This is a genomic window from Brevundimonas sediminis, assembly GCF_048799765.1.
Lineage (GTDB): Bacteria > Pseudomonadota > Alphaproteobacteria > Caulobacterales > Caulobacteraceae > Brevundimonas.
On record NZ_JBLYQK010000002.1, the window covers coordinates 36,850 to 51,909 of the forward strand.

The following is a 15,060-nucleotide window of genomic DNA, read 5'->3' on the forward strand; positions in this document are numbered from 1 at the left end:
TCAGTTCAGGGCGTAGACCACGCAGGCCCGGTCGGTCAGTTCTCGCAGCGGTGGCTGCAGCGCCAGCCTCGCCGCCTCGATCTGGGCCTCGGTGGGCGCAGCGGCTCCCGGAGGGGGCGGTGGCGGGGGAGGAGGCGGCGGAGCGGCGGGCGCGCGCTGGACGCGGGAGCCTGTCACCGTGACATCCTCGACCGTCGTCGCGCCTTCGGCGCCCGAACTGTAGGAAGGCCAGCCGGCCAGAACGTCCGTCTCGCAAGCGCGCCCGGTCGGATCGATGACCCGGACTCCGCCCAGACCGGCGCCTGCGTTCTCGGCGGCGGCGCGGGCGCGGCGGGCGGCGTCCTTGACCGCTTCGCCCTGCAGCCAGGTCTTCACGACATTGTCCGCCTCCAGATTGAAGCGAACGGCGCTGACGGAGGTCGGTTGGGAGGCGATCACCGTCGCATAGGCCCTCTCCAGCACCGATACGTCGCGGATGGTCACCGAAACGCTGGCGTCAGCCTGATAGCGGGCGATGCGGTCGGCGCGGACGTTGTCGCGCAGGACGCCGTTCTCATCGCGATACTGGTCGTAGATCGGTCGGGTGGTGATCGAGGTCTCCACGCGGGCCACATCGACGCCGTAGGCGGCCAGCGCCTGGCTGAGGGCGCGGACCTGATCGGCGGCCTTGCGGGAGGCCTCGGCGGCCGTGCGCTCGACCGACTGGAAGGTGGCGTTGAAGGCGGCCCGGTTGGCCGGGACTTCAGCCCGCACATAACCCACCGAGGCGATGACCGGCTCGCGCATCCACCAGGGGGCGGGGACGTAACGATCTCCAATGGCGGCGGGCGGCGTCTGGGCGAGGCCGGCGGAAGGCGCGAGGACCGATCCGAGGGTGGTGAAGGTCAGCAGGACGGCGGTTAAACGAGACATTCCGGTACTCCCTGTTGTCCGATCAGCCTGACCTTCGCAGCCGGGCCGGAAAAGGGCGGGGAGCCCTGCCGTCAGGTCCTGTCAGGTCTGGGAGGGCGGGTGGGAATCCCTGTATCCTGCCTCGAGCGGATCACCGGCGTTCCGGTGGTTCGATACGATCCTCATTCCTCCCGGCGGAGACCCTCCATGTCCCTCGATGTCCTGCGCGACCAGATCCCGGCCTATGCCCGCGACATCTCCCAGAATCTGGTTTCGTTGATCGAGGAGACCATTCTGAGCGAGCAACAGAAGTGGGGCTGCTTCCTCGCTTCGGCCCACGGTATCGGTGTCGCCCCTGTGGTGAAGGCGATCGAGGCCCAGGCCGCGACTGTCCTGTCGCCGGAAGCCATGAGCGCAGCCAAGTCGGCGGCGGCCATCATGGGGATGAACAACGTCTATTTCCGCGCCCTGCACATCATGAAGAACCAGGAGTACGCCACGCTTCCGGTTCGCCTCCGCATGAACGTGAACCGCAATCCGGGCGTCGAGCGGGTGGACTATGAGCTGTGGGCGCTGGCTGTGTCGGCCATCAACGGGTGCGGCGCCTGTCTGGACGCGCATGAGAACACCCTGCGCGAACACGCCGTGCCCAACACGCAGATCCAGTGCGCGCTCCGCATCGGCGCGGTGGTTCATGCGGTCAGCCGCATTGTGGCTTCGGAGGCGGCTCTGGCGTCCTGAGCCTCTTTGGCGGTAGTCGCGGCTCCGTTCGCGCAGGAACCGCGCCGTTCACGAACAGGAAGCTGACACGTCCCTGCCGGCAGGTTCAAGCCGCCCTCCTCAAACCGGGGAGCGGTCGTATGAAGCGGTTGGTGAAAGTGGCGGGGTTCAGTCTCCTGGTCCTGATGGCGCTGGGCGTGGCCCTGCTGAGCGCGCGTTATCTGATACCCGATCCGGCATTCCCCACCCCGCCGGTCATGCCGCATCTGGAATGCCGGCCATGGGTGGTGATCGTCCATGTCGCCGGCGGGGTCACCGCCCTGACGCTCGGCCTGTTTCAGCTGATCACCCGCAGAGGCGTTCGCCTGCGGTGGCATCGGTTCGCCGGACGGGTCTATGTCCTCGCCTGTCTGTCCAGTGCGGTTGCGGGGCTTTGGCTCGCCTTGACGACGTCGGCGGGACCGGTCGCCAGTGTGGGATTCGGTGGCCTGGCGGTGGTCTGGTTCTTCACGACAGCGATGGGCTGGCGAAAGGCCGTCCGGTGGGATCTGAGCGGCCACCGACGCTGGATGATCCGGAGCCTTTCGCTGACGCTGGCCGCGGTCACGCTGCGGATACTTTTGCCGCTCGCGGCCATCAGCGGGCTGCTGTTCGAGGACACCTACCGCGCCATTTCGTTCCTGTGCTGGCTGCCCAACCTGCTGATCGCGGAGCTCTGGCTCCGGCGGGTCACCGGAGCCGACAGTGGGGCCGGGGTCAGGCGTCCGGCGTCTCGCCGTACTCCACATGGTGGATAAGGCGGGCGTATTGCCCTTGCATGACGGCGTCGACACCGTCAGCCCAGGCGCCGACGCCCGTTCCTTCAACCCTGAACGTCATGACCACCGTCACGTCGGTGGCGCCGGCGTCTGGCCAACTGAAAGTCAGTTCGGCCTTGGATGTCCGGCCCTTCAGAGGACCCAGCGGCGCATTCAGACTCAGATGGTCATCATCCAGCAGAATGACGCGACCATGTTCGAAGAAGGAGCCGTCGGCCAGCCGTTCACAAAGGCAGGCGCCGGGCTCAAGCCGGATCGACAAATTGGAAGCATCGCCACTGTAGGTATGTGCGCTGTCCCACCAGTCACCGATGGATTCGAGCGCCATGACGATGTCGCCCGCCGAAGTCTCCATGGATCTGGCGTAGCGAAGGGTGAAGCTGTCGGCGCTCCGCTCCACCACCTCGGCGGCGGCCGGGCTCGCCAGCAGGGCCAGAGCCCCGGCGATGAACAGTGACTTCAGCATGATCCGTCCTCCGGGACGCAGTGGCCGCCGATCAGGTGGTCGCGTCAAGTCAGGCGGACTGGAAGGTCAGGGGCGCGCCCCAGAACTGGCTGACCCGATCTGACTGAGGCCCGGGATTGCCGGTGGTCAGGAAGTCCCGGCGGCCTGAACCGCCGAGGGCGTACTCCGGATGCCGCTCGAAATAGCGGTCCAGGGCGTCGGCCACGGCGGCGGGCTGGTGGATGATCGAGGTCGTCGGCGGCAGGGCCGCGGCGAAGATATCGGCCACGATCTCATAGTGGGTGCAGCCGAGGATGGCCTTGTCCGGATGGCGGCCGATGCGGCGGCGCAGGGCGTCGACGTGATCGCGGACCACGACCTCCAGTTCCTCCTGCGGGGCGCCCAGCTCGATCAGGCCGGCCAGACCCGGGCAGGGTTCGGAGAAGACGGCCAGATCCTCGCGCCGCTTGTCGATCTCGATCTCATAGACCCGGCTCATGGCCGTGGCGGCGGTGCAGAAGACACCGTTGACGGCGATGGCCTCGACCTTCTCGCCCTCGGCCCGATGCTCGGCCTCATAGGTCCAGGGCAGGCCTGTGGCCGCCTCGATGGTCGGGACGATGATGCCCAGGACATTGACCGGACGCCCGTGACGCCGCCGCGCCTCGGGCACCCAGGTTTGCTGCAGGCGGCGCAGGGCGATGGCGCTGGCGGTGTTGCAGGCCAGGACGATCACATTGGCGCCGGCCTCGAACAGCCGCTCGCAGCCCGCGCGGGTCAGGTCGACGATCTCCTCGCCGCCGCGACCGCCGTAGGGAGCGTTGGCCTGGTCGGCCAGATAGACGAAGTCCCGCTCGGGGAAGCGCCGGGTCAGTTCGCGATGGACGGTCAGTCCGCCCACGCCGGAGTCAAAAACGCCAATGGCCATGGGGGGCGATTTAGCCGCGCCGCTTCCCGTCGTCCATGGCTGGAGGTTACGTCGCGTTCATGTGACAGTCCGGCCGCTCCGGGCCTAGGGTCCGGGGAAACGAAGCGACGCTACGGAGTTCCCATGCACAGACGCCATCTTCTCATCGCCGGAGGCAGCCTCATGGCCCTTTCCGCCACCGCAGGCTGCGCCACCGTCGGCGGTTCCGGCTCTTCGGCTGCGAGCTATGCGGAAGACGCGCGCGTCGCCCGCGCCGTGCTGCCGACCCAGACCCCGCGCGCCGAGCTGCTGCAGGTCTGGACGGGCCCCTATGAAGGCGTGCCCCCGTGGGACAAGGTCACCGCGCCCAAGCTCCGCGAAGCCATTCTGGAAGGCATCGAGCTGCGCCGCGCCGAGATCAATGCGATCGCCGACAATCCGGACGCCCCGACCTTCGCCAACACCTCGGTGGCGATGCAGATGTCGGGCGAGCCTCTGGGCCGCGCGATGGCCCTGTTCGGCGTGATGACCTCGAACATCGGTTCGGCTGAATACCAGGCGCTGGACCGTGAAGTCTCGCCGCTGCTGTCGGCCGCCGGCGACGAGATCACCTTCAACGAAAAGCTCTTCAACCGCATCCGGACCATCGCCGACAACGCTCAGTCCGCCGGACTGACCGCCGAGCAGACCCGCATCGTCACCCGCAGCCGCGACGCCTACATCCGTGGCGGCGCCGCGCTCGACGCATCGAAGAAGGCCGAACTCGGCCGGATCAACACCGCCCTGTCCAACGCCTTCACCAGTTTCGGTCAGAAGGTCGTCGCCGACGAAAACACCTGGACGGTCATCGCCACCGAGGCCGGGGTCGCCGGCCTGCCCGCCTCGAACAAGGCCGCCGCCGCCGCCGCCGCCCGCAGCCGGAACGTCCAAGGCTGGGCCATCGTCAACACCCGGTCCAGCGTGGATCCCTTCCTGACCTTCGCCGACGACCGGGGCCAACGCGAGGTCGTCTGGCGCAAGTTCGTGAACCGTGGCGACAACGGCGACGCCAACGACACCAATGCGACCATCGCCGAGATTGTCCGCCTGCGGGACCAGCGCGCCAAGCTGCTGGGCTATCGCAATCACGCCGAACTGCGCATGCAGGACACCATGGCCAAAACCCCGGCGGCGGCCATGGCGCTGATGAACCGCGTCTGGGCGCCGGCCAAGGCGCGAGTGGCCGAAGAAGTGGCGGACATGCGCGCCATCGCCGGTCACGACATCGAGCCGTGGGACTATCTGTACTACGCCGAGAAGGTGAAGAAGCAGAAGTACGACCTCGATCAGAACGAGCTGAAGCCCTATTTCGAGCTGGGCGCGGTCAAGCGCGGCGCCTTCTACATGGCCGAGCGCCTGTACGGTCTGGAGTTCAAGGCCTTGCCGAAGGGCACGGTTCCGGGCTTCACCCCGGACGTCGAGGTGTTCGAGGTCAACGACAAGGCGACCGGCCGCAATGTCGGCCTGTTCTACTCGGACGACTTCGCCCGCCCGGGCAAACGCTCGGGCGCCTGGGCGACCAGCTACCGCTCGCACTCGACCTACGACGGTCGCAAGAACGTGCTTGCCTCGAACAACAACAACTTCACCAAGCCGGGTGAAGGCGAGCCCCTGCTGATCTCGCTCGACGACGCCGAGACCCTGTTCCACGAGTTCGGCCACGCCCTGCACTCGCTGAACTCGACGGTGAACTATCCGGCCCTGGGCGGCACGCCGCGCGACTTCGTGGAATATCCGTCGCAGGTGCACGAGCACTGGGTGCTGTCGCGCCCGATCCTCGACGGCTTCATGAAGCACTACCAGACCGGCGAGCCCATGCCGCAGGCGCTGGTGGACAAGGTCGAGCGCGCCTCCACCTTCAACCAGGGCTACGCCACGGTCAGCTATCTGTCCTCGGCCCTGGTCGATATGGACCTGCACACCCAGGCCACGCCGCCGACCGACATCGACGCCTTCGAGCGGGACAGCCTGGCGCGCTACGGCATGCCGAAGGAAATCGTGATGCGGCACCGCCTGCCGCAGTTCAACCACCTGTTCACGTCCGACGCCTACTCGGCCGGCTACTACAGCTACCTGTGGTCGGAAGTGATGGACGCCGACACCTGGGCCTACTTCGAGGAGTCGGGTGACGTCTTCAATCCGGAGATCGGCCGCCGCTACAAGGAAATCATCCTGGCGCCGGGCAACACGACCGACCGGGGCGAGGCCTACCGCGCCTTCCGGGGTCGCGATCCTGACGTGGCGGCCCTTCTGAGGGTCCGGGGCTTCCCGACCAACTGATGATCGGCAAGGGGCCCCGCGGCGAGATCCGCGGGGCCCTTCGTCTTTTCCGGATCGGGTTCAGTAGGCGACGGCGGTGCGGCTGGCCGCGTAGTCGACCTGCGCCGCGCCCGGCAACTGCCGGATCGCTTCGCGGCGGACAGCCGCCTGGCAGAAGCCCCGGTCGCCGAGGCGGCTGCCGGGACGGCGGGCGTGGCGGCAAAGCTCGCGCGCAGCGGCCTCAACCCGTTGATCGAAGGCCGCCGCGCCGGCGGCGGTCGACAGGTTCAGGTCCGCCCAGCTGATGCGGGCCTCCTGCGCCGAGGCGGCGCCGGCGCCGGCGAGGACAAGGACTGCGGTCAGGGAAGCGAGGGTCTTCATGGCGGTCTCCTGTGGAGCGCTGCGTCGCTCGGGGGCGGCGACGGACAGCCCTATGAGCCGCGCCCGTTTCAGGCCCGTGAGACTTCCGCGGCGAAATCGAGACGTCGCATTAAATCGCCGACATCCGGCCGGTCCTCAGCCGCTGTTGCGGAGCCCGGCGGCGACGCCGTTCAGGGCCAGGAGGATGCCTTCCCGGACGCGGGGATCATCATCGCCTGCCCGACGTCGCCGGATGAGCTCGATCTGCACATGGTTCAGGGGCTCGACATACGGCATGCGCAGCCGGATCAGCCGGTCGAGTTCGGGCTGTCCTCCGAGCAGGTTCGACTGGCCGGTGACGGCCAGCAGCGCGTCATGGGTCCGATCCCATTCGGCCCTGATGGCGGCATAGATAGCGTCCGCCAGGCCGGCGTCCGGCACCAGACCGGCGTAGCGCCGGGCGATGGTCATGTCCGACTTGGCCATCACCATTTCCATGTTCTGGATCAGGGTGCGGAAGAACGGCCAGTCCTGGTGCATGGCCTGGAGCTCTCCCATCGGCAGGCCCTGGACCGCGGAGCCGAACCCGAACCAGCCCGGCAGCATCACCCGGCTCTGGCTCCAGCTGAACACCCAGGGGATGGCCCGCAGGTCCTCAATGGCGGTCGAGCGGGTGCGCGACGCCGGCCGCGAGCCGATCTTCAGGTCCGCAATTTCGGCGATCGGGGTGGCGGCGCGGAAATAGTCGACAAAACCCGGGGTCTCGTACACCAGGGCGCGATAGGCGGCCATCGAGGCGGACGACATGGCGCTCAGGGTCGTTCCGTGGCGATCGCTCATCCGCTCGTCCGCCGGCGGCTGAAGCGACTGCAGGAGCACCCCGCAGGTCAGGGCGTCGAGGTTGCGCCGGGCCACCTCGGGTTCGCCGTACTTGTTGGCGATGACCTCCCCCTGCTCGGTCACCCGGATGCGACCGGCGACGGTGCCCTGGGGCTGGCCCAGCACGGCGGCGAAGCTGGACCCTCCGCCGCGCCCCACAGCGCCGCCGCGTCCGTGGAAGAGCTGCAAGCGAAGTCCCGCCGCATCCGTGACCTGCAGCAGGGCGCGGGAGGCTTCGTGCAACTCCCAGGTCGAGGTCAGATAGGAGCCGTCCTTGTTCGAGTCGGAATAGCCGATCATGACCTCCTGCACGCCCCGCGACCGGGCGACGGCGAGGGCGGAGGGCTCCTGCAGGAGCCGTTCCAGCGTCGGCCGGGCGGCGCGCAGGTCGCCGATGGTCTCGAACAACGGGGCGGCCTGAACCGGACAGTCGCCGGGCGTCTCCGGCCGGAAGAGCCCGACCTCCTTCAGCAGCAGGTACACCTCCAGCAAGTCGGAGGCGGCGTCGGTCTTGGAGACGATGTGGGTGCGGATCGCCTGGGGGCCGAACAGCCGCAGCGCCTCGGCCGCCGCCTGCAGGATCGCCCGCTCCTTCAGGGTCTCCTCCGAGTAGGTTTCGTAGGGGTTGAACAACAGGCGACCCGACGCCAGTTCGGCGGCCAGGACCTGCAGGCGTCCCTCCTCGTCGAGGGCGGCATAGTCCTCGACGACCCCCGCGACCCGGAGCAGGTCGGCGACCACCCGCTCGTGCACGTCCGAGTTCTGGCGCAGGTCGAGGGTGGCCATGTGGAAGCCGAAAATGTCGGCGGCGGTGATCAGTCGCTCGAGGCGGTCGTCGGTGAAGACGGCGCCGTGGTTGGCGATCAGGCTGTCCCGGAGAACCGCCAGATCGGCGCGGAAGGCGTCCGGTCCGTCATAAGGCTCGGCGGGAAATGCGGCGGCGCGGGGCGCGGGCTGTCCGGTGAGGACGGGATGGGTTGCGGCCAGGCGGGCGTAGATCTGGCTCAGCACGCGCCGATACGGTTCGTCGGCCCGATGCAGCGAATGGTCGCCCGAGGCGTCCGCAAGGGCGGCCAGCTCCGGCGAGATCACGCTCATCGATCCGGACAGACTCAGTTCCGCCCCGAGCGCGTTCACCTCGTCCAGGTAAAACCGCAGGACAGCCCGCGCCTGCGTCCGAAAGGCGGCCGTCAGCACCTCGCCGTTGACGTTCGGATTCCCGTCACGGTCGCCCCCGACCCAGGTGCCGATGCGGATGAAGGGCTCCAGGTCGGGCGCGTCCAGCCGCTTGCGCCAGTCCGCCAGCTGGGCCGGGGCGACGTGCAGGAAGATGCGCTCAAGGAAGGAGACAACCGTGTCGATTTCGTCCTGAACCACCAGCCCGGCCTGCCGGACCAGACGGGTGGCCCACAGGATGGTGGTTTGCCGCCGCAGGCCGGCATCCCGCGTCGCGAGGTCACAGGCCGCGCCGGTCTGGTCGCAGGCGTCCAGCAGGTCCGAGACCGCCGCGATGCGGTCGATCACACTCTTGCGCCGCACCTCGGACGGGTGGGCGGTCAGCACCGGCGAGATGAGCGCGGTCTTCAACAGATCCCGGGCCGCTTCGGCGGGTTGCGCCACGATCTTCAGGCGTTCCAGGGCGCCTTCGGGCGTATCGGGCCGGGCGCCGGAAGCGGTCTGTTCCTGGGCCCGCCTTTTGCCGGCCCGATCCTCGGCGACATTGGCGAGCAGCGAAAAGACCGCGAAGCCGTGCGCCAGCCCCACGGCCTGGTCCAGGGAAAGATCACCCAGAAGGGTTTCCAGCCGGCGGGCGTCTGTCTCGCCGGCGTCGCGATGCCAGGCGACCGAGGCCTGCCGCACCGCCTCGATCCGGTCGTAGAGCGTCTGTCCGCCCTCGGCGAGGATCACCTCGCCCAAGAGCCCGCCGAGAAGACGGACTTCTTCACGCAAGCGATCGTCGGCGGCCTGGATCATGTCGGGTCTCTCTCCGGGGAGTCCTGGAGCGTCACCGTATCAGGGGTTCCCGAACTGGCTACGCCTGAGGCCAACGCCGAAACCGAAAGTGCGTTCGGCGCACGGCTTGCAGTTTCCCGGCCGAGGCCCGCCCCACCCGCCGGCCGCGCAGAGGAAATGTCATGTCCATTTCGTTGGTTAGCAGTCTGCTGAGCGGCATCGCCGGTCTGACCGGTACGGACCCGACCCGGCAGAATTCGCCGTCCGCCCCGGATTCCGCCCCGACCGCGGTCCGTTCGGAGGTTGAGGAAATCCGCCAGAAAGGGCTGACGGAATGGGCGCGCGAACAGAAGATGGAGGCGCTCCGCGAAAAGCTGCGGTCCGAAATCCTGTCCGGCAAGGGCCTGACCGAGCAGGGTGTCGCCGCCCTGCCCGAGGACCAGGGGGCCTCCATCGAGGACGAGATCGCCCGGCTGGTCCGGCAAAAGCTGGAAGAGACCCTGCAGCAGCAGATGCAGGACGCTGTCCGCAGCGGAAAAACGCAGGCGGTCCTCCTGGACATCATGGTCTGACCGGCCTCTGCGGGCCCTGAGTCGACAAACGCCCGACTTTCCTTCATAAGCCGCCGCTTCCGGCGCAAGTGAACCCTGCGTCTCCACCGGGACGACCCCTGTTTCGTACAGGACGAGCCCGGCGAGAACCCTCTGCCGACGTGATCGTCGCCAGAGGCCATTTCTCTATGGGGCCCTCGGTTCACGCCAAATGAGGTTTTGATGTTCGAGGCTCTGAACGAGCGGCTTACAGGCGTTTTCGACCGGATCACCGGTCGCGGCGCCCTGTCCGAAAAGGACGTGCAGGAGGCCATGCGCGAGGTGCGCGTGGCCCTGCTCGAGGCCGACGTCGCCCTGCCGGTCGTCAAGGACTTCATCGCCTTCGCCACCGAGCGCGCCACGGGTGAAGAGGTCATCCGGTCGGTCAAGCCGGCCGACCAGGTCATCAAGATCGTCTACGACGGCCTGGTGGAAATGCTGGGCGGCGAAGAGCCGGTCCCGCTGAACCTGAACGCCACGCCGCCCGCCGTCTTCCTGATGGCCGGCCTGCAGGGTTCGGGCAAGACGACGACCTCGGCCAAGCTGGCGCTGCGTCTGACCAAGTTCGACCGCAAGAAGGTCATGATGGCCTCGCTGGACACGCGTCGTCCGGCGGCCATGGAGCAGCTCGAAACCCTCGGCAAGCAGATCGAGGTGGCCACCCTTCCGATCGTGAAGGGCGAGAGCGCGGTCCAGATCACCAAGAGGGCGATGACGTCCGCCAGGCTGCAGGGCTTCGACGTCCTGATCCTCGACACCGCCGGCCGGATCACCCTGGACGAGGCCCTGATGGCCGAGGTGGCGGACGTCGCCTCGATCGCCAAGCCTGTCGAAACCCTGCTCGTGGCCGACAGCCTGACCGGCCAGGACGCCGTCCGCACCGCTCGCGCCTTCCATGAACGCCTTCCGCTGACGGGTCTGGTGCTGACCCGCGCCGACGGCGACGGCCGCGGCGGCGCCATGCTGTCGATGCGGGCCGTCACCGGCCTGCCGATCAAATATCTGGGCGCCGGTGAAAAGGTTGACCAGCTGGACGTCTTCGACGCCCGGCGCGTCGCCGGCCGCATTCTGGGCCAGGGCGATATCGTGGCCCTGGTCGAGAAGGCCAGCCAGGAGCTGGACCAGGCCAAGGCCGAGAAGATGGCTCGCAAGCTGGCCAAGGGCCAGTTCGACCTGGATGATCTGGCCGGCCAGCTTCAGCAGATGAAGCGGATGGGCGGTCTGCAGGGCATCATGGGCCTTCTGCCCGGCGTCGCGAAGATGAAGTCGCAGATGGCTGACGCCAACATCGACGACCGCATGATCGCCCGCCAGGAAGCGATCATCTCCTCGATGACCCGGGCCGAGCGCAAGAAGCCGGACCTGCTGAACGCCAGCCGCAAGCGCCGTGTCGCCGCGGGCGCCGGTGTCGAGGTCCAGGACATCAATCGCCTGCTCAAGCAGCACCGGCAGATGGCCGACATGGTCAAGTCGCTGTCGCGCGGCGGGCCGAAAAAGATGCAGCAGATGGCCGCCATGCTCGGCGGCCTCGGCGGCGGTGGAATGGGCGGTCCGGACATGGCCCGCCTCAAGGCGATGGGCGGAGGCAAGATGCCCGAGCCGAGCGCCGATGAATTGAAAGCCCTTCAGGACCGCATGGCGGGTCTGGGCGGCGGACAACTTCCGGGGGGCCTTCCGGGCCTGCCGGGCTTCCCTCCCAAGAAATAGAACGACCCCTGAAAGAGACCTGAAATGCTGAAGATCCGTCTGGCCCGTGGTGGCGCCAAGAAGCGCCCGTACTACTACATCGTCGTTGCTGACTCGCACGCTCCGCGCGACGGCAAGTTCATCGAGCGCGTTGGCTCGTACAACCCGATGCTGCCGCGCGACGGCGAGCAGAAGCGCGTTGTGCTGAAGGCCGACCGTATCGCTGAATGGCTGGCCAAGGGCGCGCAGCCGACCGACCGCGTCGCCCGCTTCCTGTCGCAGGACGAAGCGCTGGCCGGCAAGGTGAAGTGGACCCAGGGCAACAACCCGAACAAGGCCCAGCCGGGCAAGAAGGCGCAAGAGCGCGCCGCCGAACGCGCCCAGCGCGAAGCCGACCGCGCTGAAGCCGAAGCCGCCGCCAAGGCCGAAGCCGCTGAAGCGGCCGCCCGCGCCAAGGAAGAAGCCGCTGCCGCTGCCGCCGCCGCCGCCGCGGCTCCGGCCGCTGAAGAGGCTCCGGCTGAAGAAGCCCCGGCTGCTGAAGCCGCTGCTGAGGAAGCCCCGGCCGCCGAAGCGACCGAAGAGCAAGCCTGATTGTTTCCGGTTCGCCGGATCTGATCTGAGGAGGGCGGCGTCCGACGGGCGCCGCCTTTCTTTTTTGAAGGCGCCTACGGCGCTTCGCGCTACTTGAGGCGCAAACCCAAGCGAGGTCGCCCGTGGCGCAGGACAAGCTCATTCTGGTCGGACAGGTCGCCGGCGGCTTCGGCGTGCGGGGCGAGGTGCGCGTCACCGCCTACACCGCCGAGCCGATGGCCCTGCTGACCTATCGCGACCTGTTGCGCGCCGACGGATCGACCGGCCTGACCCTGACCTCGGCGCGGCCGGACAAGAACGGCGTGGTCGGCCGGGCGAAGGAGATCGCCACCAAGGAGCAGGCCGACGCGATGCGCGGGCTGAAGCTCTTCATCCCGCGCGACCGCCTGCCCGAACCGGACGAGGACGAGTTCTACCTGACCGACCTGGTCGGGGTTCAGGCCCGCGATCCCGAGGGCGTCGTGCTGGGCACGGTGAAGTCGGTCCAGAATTTCGGCGCCTCCGACATGCTGGAGATCGCCCCGGCCGCCGGTGGTCCGACCTGGTACCTGCCCTTCACCAGGGACGCCGTGCCCGAGCTGCATCTCGCCGACAGCTGGGTGCTGGCGGTGCGGCCCAACGAGGTCGGCGAGCGCGAGCCGGACTAGTCGGCGTCGACGATCTCGGCGTCCCCGACGTGGGCCTTGATCGACTCGATCGCCCGTTTGGCGCCCGACCTGTCGGAGTAGCCTTCGGTCGAGAAGATGATTTCCGAGTTGTATTTGAAGCGGACCCGGAACTCTCCGGCCTTGTCCTTGTAGATCTCGAACTTGTGGGCCATGGCGGTCCTCCCTGTGAGATGGCTCCACGCTGGGCCGGAAGCGGGGCGGGCGTCAATCCGGTCCATGTCGGCGACCGGACACAGGCGCGTGAGGTCAGCGCTTCCAGCGCAGGGCGGCGAGGGCGACGAAGCCCGCCAGCAGGCCCCAGAAGGCCGAGCCGATGCCGAACAGGGCGATGCCGGAGGCGGTGGCCGCGAAGGCGATGACGGCGGCCTCGCGGTGGTCCGGTTCGGCCATGGCGCCCTGCAGGGCGCCGGTCAGGGGACCGATCAGGGCGAGGCCGGTCAGGACGGCGAGGGCGGCGGGCGGCATGGCGATGAACAGGCCCGCCAGCGGCGCCGCGAACAGGGCCACGACCAGATAGAGACCGCCGTATAGGACCCCCACGATCCAGCGGCGCTGCGGATCGGGATGGGCGTCCGGGCCGGTGCAGATGGCCGCGACGATGGCCGCCATGTTGATTCCGTAGGCGCCGAAGGGGGCGAGGACGACGGTGGCCAGACCCGTCGAGAGCAGCAGGGGGCCCGGCGGCGGCTCATAGCCCGCGGCCTTCAGCACCACGAGGCCGGGCAGATTCTGCGAGACGAGGGTGACGAGGAACAACGGCAGGGCAAGGCTGACCGCGACCTTGAGGTCGAAGGCCGGGACGACGGGGGACAGCTGGCCCAACAGGCCGGTCCCGGGCGGCAGGGTCACCTGTCCGCGCAGGGCCAGAACGGCGAAGGCGCCGATGAGCACGGCGGGCAGGGCCCAGGTCGGGGCCAGCCGTCGCATGATCAGGAAGACGGCGAACAGGCCCGCCGCCAGCGCGAGATCGGTCGGGAAGACGAGGAAGAGCTTGAGGCAGAAGGGCAGGAGGACGCCCGCCAGCATGGCCGAGGCGATGCCGCCGGGAATGCGCGCCGCCAGCCGCCCCAGGGCGGGGACGAGGCCGGTGATCACCATCAGCGCGCCCGCGATGACGAAGGCCCCGACGGCGGTCGGCCAGCCGACCCCGAGGGTCGAGGCGGCCAGCAGGGCCGCGCCGGGGGTGGACCAGGCCAGGATGACCGGGACCTTCAGTCGCCAACTGAGCAGAATCCCCGGCAGGCCGATGCCGAGGCAGAGCGCCGTCACCATCGACACGATCTGGTCGGGCGAGGCGCCGAGCACATGCCCGGCCTGCACCACCAGCGCGACGGTGCCGCCGAAGCCGATCACGGTTCCGACGGCGGCCGCCGACAGGGCGGAAACGGGCAGACGCAGGGCGATCATCCGCCGGCGCCCGGGACTCAGCCCTCGATGTCTTCCGGCAGGCCGACGGCGTGGAAGCCGGCGTCGACGTGGACGACTTCACCGGTGGTGGAGCGGCCGAGATCCGAGCAGAGCCACAGGGCGGCGCCGGCGACGCCTTCCATCGAGGTCTCTTCCTTGATCAGCGAGAACTGGGCCGACTTGGAGTGCAGGCCCCGGCCGCCCGAGATGCCGGCCAGCGACAGGGTGCGCATGGCGCCCGCCGAGATGGCGTTGACGCGGATGTTCTTCGGGCCGAGGTCGCGGGCGATGTAGCGGGTCGCGGCTTCCAGCGCGGCCTTGGCCACGCCCATGGTGTTGTAGTTCGGGATGACCCGCTCGGACCCGAGGTAGGTCAGGGTGATCAGGCTGCCGCCGTTCGGCATCAGCTTGGCGGCGCGGCGCGACACGTCGACGAAGCTGAAGGCCGAGATGTTCATGGCCAGCAGGAAGCTGTCGCGGGTGGTGTTATCGACGAAGGAGCCCTTCAGCTCGTCCTTGTTGGCGAAGGCCACCGAGTGGACGACGAAGTCGATCGTGCCGAAGGTCTTTTCAAGCTCGGCGAAGGCGGCGTCCATCGAGGCGTCGTCGGTGACGTCGGCCGGGATCAGCAGTTTGGCGCCGACGCTCTCCGCCAGCGGGCGCACGCGGCGCTCAAGGCTTTCGCCGAGGTAGGTGAAGGCCAGCTCGGCGCCTTGGGCGGCCAGCTGGGAGGCGATGCCCCAGGCGATGGAGCTGGAGTTCGCGACCCCCATGATCAGGCCCTTCTTGCCCTTCATGAGGTCGCCCTTGGGCATGTCCCAGGTGGTTTCAGCGGCCATCTTGGCTC

15 protein-coding genes are annotated in these 15,060 nt (G+C 68.5%); 7 read left to right on the plus strand and 8 right to left on the minus strand.

The window, feature by feature from the left end:
• Complete coding sequence (locus ACLQ7T_RS01655; protein WP_420477830.1) at positions 1–912, minus strand: SIMPL domain-containing protein; 912 nt, start codon at positions 910–912, stop codon at positions 1–3.
• 186 nt (positions 913–1,098) lie between these two features.
• Between ACLQ7T_RS01655 and ahpD the strand changes: the two genes are divergently transcribed.
• Both ahpD and ACLQ7T_RS01665 read left to right on the plus strand, forming a co-directional pair.
• Complete coding sequence (ahpD, locus tag ACLQ7T_RS01660) at positions 1,099–1,632, plus strand: alkylhydroperoxidase, AhpD family (protein ID WP_420477831.1); 534 nt, start codon at positions 1,099–1,101, stop codon at positions 1,630–1,632.
• Positions 1,633–1,751: 119 nt separating this feature from the next.
• Positions 1,752–2,408, plus strand: coding sequence for a DUF2306 domain-containing protein (locus tag ACLQ7T_RS01665; RefSeq protein WP_420477832.1), 657 nt, complete (start codon positions 1,752–1,754; stop codon positions 2,406–2,408).
• On the opposite strand, the gene ACLQ7T_RS01670 is transcribed toward ACLQ7T_RS01665, so the two are convergent.
• Both ACLQ7T_RS01670 and ACLQ7T_RS01675 read right to left on the minus strand, forming a co-directional pair.
• Positions 2,368–2,895 (minus strand): SRPBCC family protein, encoded by a 528-nt coding sequence (locus ACLQ7T_RS01670; protein ID WP_420477833.1) that lies wholly within the window; start codon positions 2,893–2,895, stop codon positions 2,368–2,370. The genes ACLQ7T_RS01665 and ACLQ7T_RS01670 overlap by 41 nt on opposite strands.
• Positions 2,896–2,944: 49 nt before the next feature.
• Positions 2,945–3,802, minus strand: coding sequence for a glutamate racemase (locus ACLQ7T_RS01675; protein ID WP_420477834.1), 858 nt, complete (start codon positions 3,800–3,802; stop codon positions 2,945–2,947).
• 162 nt (positions 3,803–3,964) lie between these two features.
• Between ACLQ7T_RS01675 and ACLQ7T_RS01680 the strand changes: the two genes are divergently transcribed.
• Positions 3,965–6,100 carry a M3 family metallopeptidase gene (locus tag ACLQ7T_RS01680; protein WP_420477835.1) on the plus strand — a complete coding sequence of 712 codons (2,136 nt, stop codon included), beginning with the start codon at positions 3,965–3,967 and terminating at the stop codon, positions 6,098–6,100.
• Between the two features lie 60 nt (positions 6,101–6,160).
• On the opposite strand, the gene ACLQ7T_RS01685 is transcribed toward ACLQ7T_RS01680, so the two are convergent.
• Entirely contained in the window at positions 6,161–6,460 is a 300-nt protein-coding gene (locus tag ACLQ7T_RS01685) for a UrcA family protein (protein WP_420477836.1), read from the minus strand.
• A gap of 135 nt (positions 6,461–6,595) precedes the next feature.
• Entirely contained in the window at positions 6,596–9,292 is a 2,697-nt protein-coding gene (gene ppc, locus ACLQ7T_RS01690) for a phosphoenolpyruvate carboxylase (protein ID WP_420477837.1), read from the minus strand.
• Between the two features lie 161 nt (positions 9,293–9,453).
• Between ppc and ACLQ7T_RS01695 the strand changes: the two genes are divergently transcribed.
• The 4 genes from ACLQ7T_RS01695 to rimM all read left to right on the plus strand — a co-directional run bounded on the left by ACLQ7T_RS01695 (position 9,454) and on the right by rimM (position 12,785).
• The gene (locus ACLQ7T_RS01695) at positions 9,454–9,843 is read left to right on the plus strand and encodes a hypothetical protein (RefSeq protein ID WP_420477838.1); all 390 of its coding nucleotides are present in this window, start codon (positions 9,454–9,456) and stop codon (positions 9,841–9,843) included.
• 201 nt (positions 9,844–10,044) lie between these two features.
• Complete coding sequence (ffh, locus tag ACLQ7T_RS01700; protein ID WP_420477839.1) at positions 10,045–11,568, plus strand: signal recognition particle protein; 1,524 nt, start codon at positions 10,045–10,047, stop codon at positions 11,566–11,568.
• A gap of 24 nt (positions 11,569–11,592) precedes the next feature.
• Entirely contained in the window at positions 11,593–12,138 is a 546-nt protein-coding gene (gene rpsP, locus ACLQ7T_RS01705; RefSeq protein WP_420477840.1) for a 30S ribosomal protein S16, read from the plus strand.
• A gap of 122 nt (positions 12,139–12,260) precedes the next feature.
• A complete protein-coding gene (gene rimM, locus ACLQ7T_RS01710; protein ID WP_420477841.1) occupies positions 12,261–12,785 on the plus strand; it encodes a ribosome maturation factor RimM in 525 nt (174 codons plus the stop codon).
• Here rimM and ACLQ7T_RS01715 read toward each other — a convergent pair.
• From ACLQ7T_RS01715 to ACLQ7T_RS01725, 3 genes are all read right to left on the minus strand, one after another.
• Positions 12,782–12,958, minus strand: coding sequence for a YegP family protein (locus ACLQ7T_RS01715; RefSeq protein ID WP_420477842.1), 177 nt, complete (start codon positions 12,956–12,958; stop codon positions 12,782–12,784). The genes rimM and ACLQ7T_RS01715 overlap by 4 nt on opposite strands.
• A gap of 94 nt (positions 12,959–13,052) precedes the next feature.
• Positions 13,053–14,213 carry a benzoate/H(+) symporter BenE family transporter gene (locus tag ACLQ7T_RS01720; RefSeq protein ID WP_420477843.1) on the minus strand — a complete coding sequence of 387 codons (1,161 nt, stop codon included), beginning with the start codon at positions 14,211–14,213 and terminating at the stop codon, positions 13,053–13,055.
• Between the two features lie 17 nt (positions 14,214–14,230).
• Positions 14,231–15,028 carry an enoyl-ACP reductase FabI gene (locus ACLQ7T_RS01725; protein WP_420470589.1) on the minus strand — a complete coding sequence of 266 codons (798 nt, stop codon included), beginning with the start codon at positions 15,026–15,028 and terminating at the stop codon, positions 14,231–14,233.
• Positions 15,029–15,060: the final 32 nt, after the last annotated feature.

Bases quoted from the DNA above. Each gene is read 5' to 3' on its own strand.
- ACLQ7T_RS01655 (WP_420477830.1), bottom strand. From the start codon at position 912: ATGTCTCGTTTAACCGCCGTCCTGCTGACCTTCACCACCCTCGGATCG.
- ahpD (WP_420477831.1), top strand. From the start codon at position 1,099: ATGTCCCTCGATGTCCTGCGCGACCAGATCCCGGCCTATGCCCGCGAC.
- ACLQ7T_RS01665 (WP_420477832.1), top strand. From the start codon at position 1,752: ATGAAGCGGTTGGTGAAAGTGGCGGGGTTCAGTCTCCTGGTCCTGATG.
- ACLQ7T_RS01670 (WP_420477833.1), bottom strand. From the start codon at position 2,895: ATGCTGAAGTCACTGTTCATCGCCGGGGCTCTGGCCCTGCTGGCGAGC.
- ACLQ7T_RS01675 (WP_420477834.1), bottom strand. From the start codon at position 3,802: ATGGCCATTGGCGTTTTTGACTCCGGCGTGGGCGGACTGACCGTCCAT.
- ACLQ7T_RS01680 (WP_420477835.1), top strand. From the start codon at position 3,965: ATGGCCCTTTCCGCCACCGCAGGCTGCGCCACCGTCGGCGGTTCCGGC.
- ACLQ7T_RS01685 (WP_420477836.1), bottom strand. From the start codon at position 6,460: ATGAAGACCCTCGCTTCCCTGACCGCAGTCCTTGTCCTCGCCGGCGCC.
- ppc (WP_420477837.1), bottom strand. From the start codon at position 9,292: ATGATCCAGGCCGCCGACGATCGCTTGCGTGAAGAAGTCCGTCTTCTC.
- ACLQ7T_RS01695 (WP_420477838.1), top strand. From the start codon at position 9,454: ATGTCCATTTCGTTGGTTAGCAGTCTGCTGAGCGGCATCGCCGGTCTG.
- ffh (WP_420477839.1), top strand. From the start codon at position 10,045: ATGTTCGAGGCTCTGAACGAGCGGCTTACAGGCGTTTTCGACCGGATC.
- rpsP (WP_420477840.1), top strand. From the start codon at position 11,593: ATGCTGAAGATCCGTCTGGCCCGTGGTGGCGCCAAGAAGCGCCCGTAC.
- ACLQ7T_RS01715 (WP_420477842.1), bottom strand. From the start codon at position 12,958: ATGGCCCACAAGTTCGAGATCTACAAGGACAAGGCCGGAGAGTTCCGG.
- ACLQ7T_RS01720 (WP_420477843.1), bottom strand. From the start codon at position 14,213: ATGATCGCCCTGCGTCTGCCCGTTTCCGCCCTGTCGGCGGCCGCCGTC.
- ACLQ7T_RS01725 (WP_420470589.1), bottom strand. From the start codon at position 15,028: ATGCCCAAGGGCGACCTCATGAAGGGCAAGAAGGGCCTGATCATGGGG.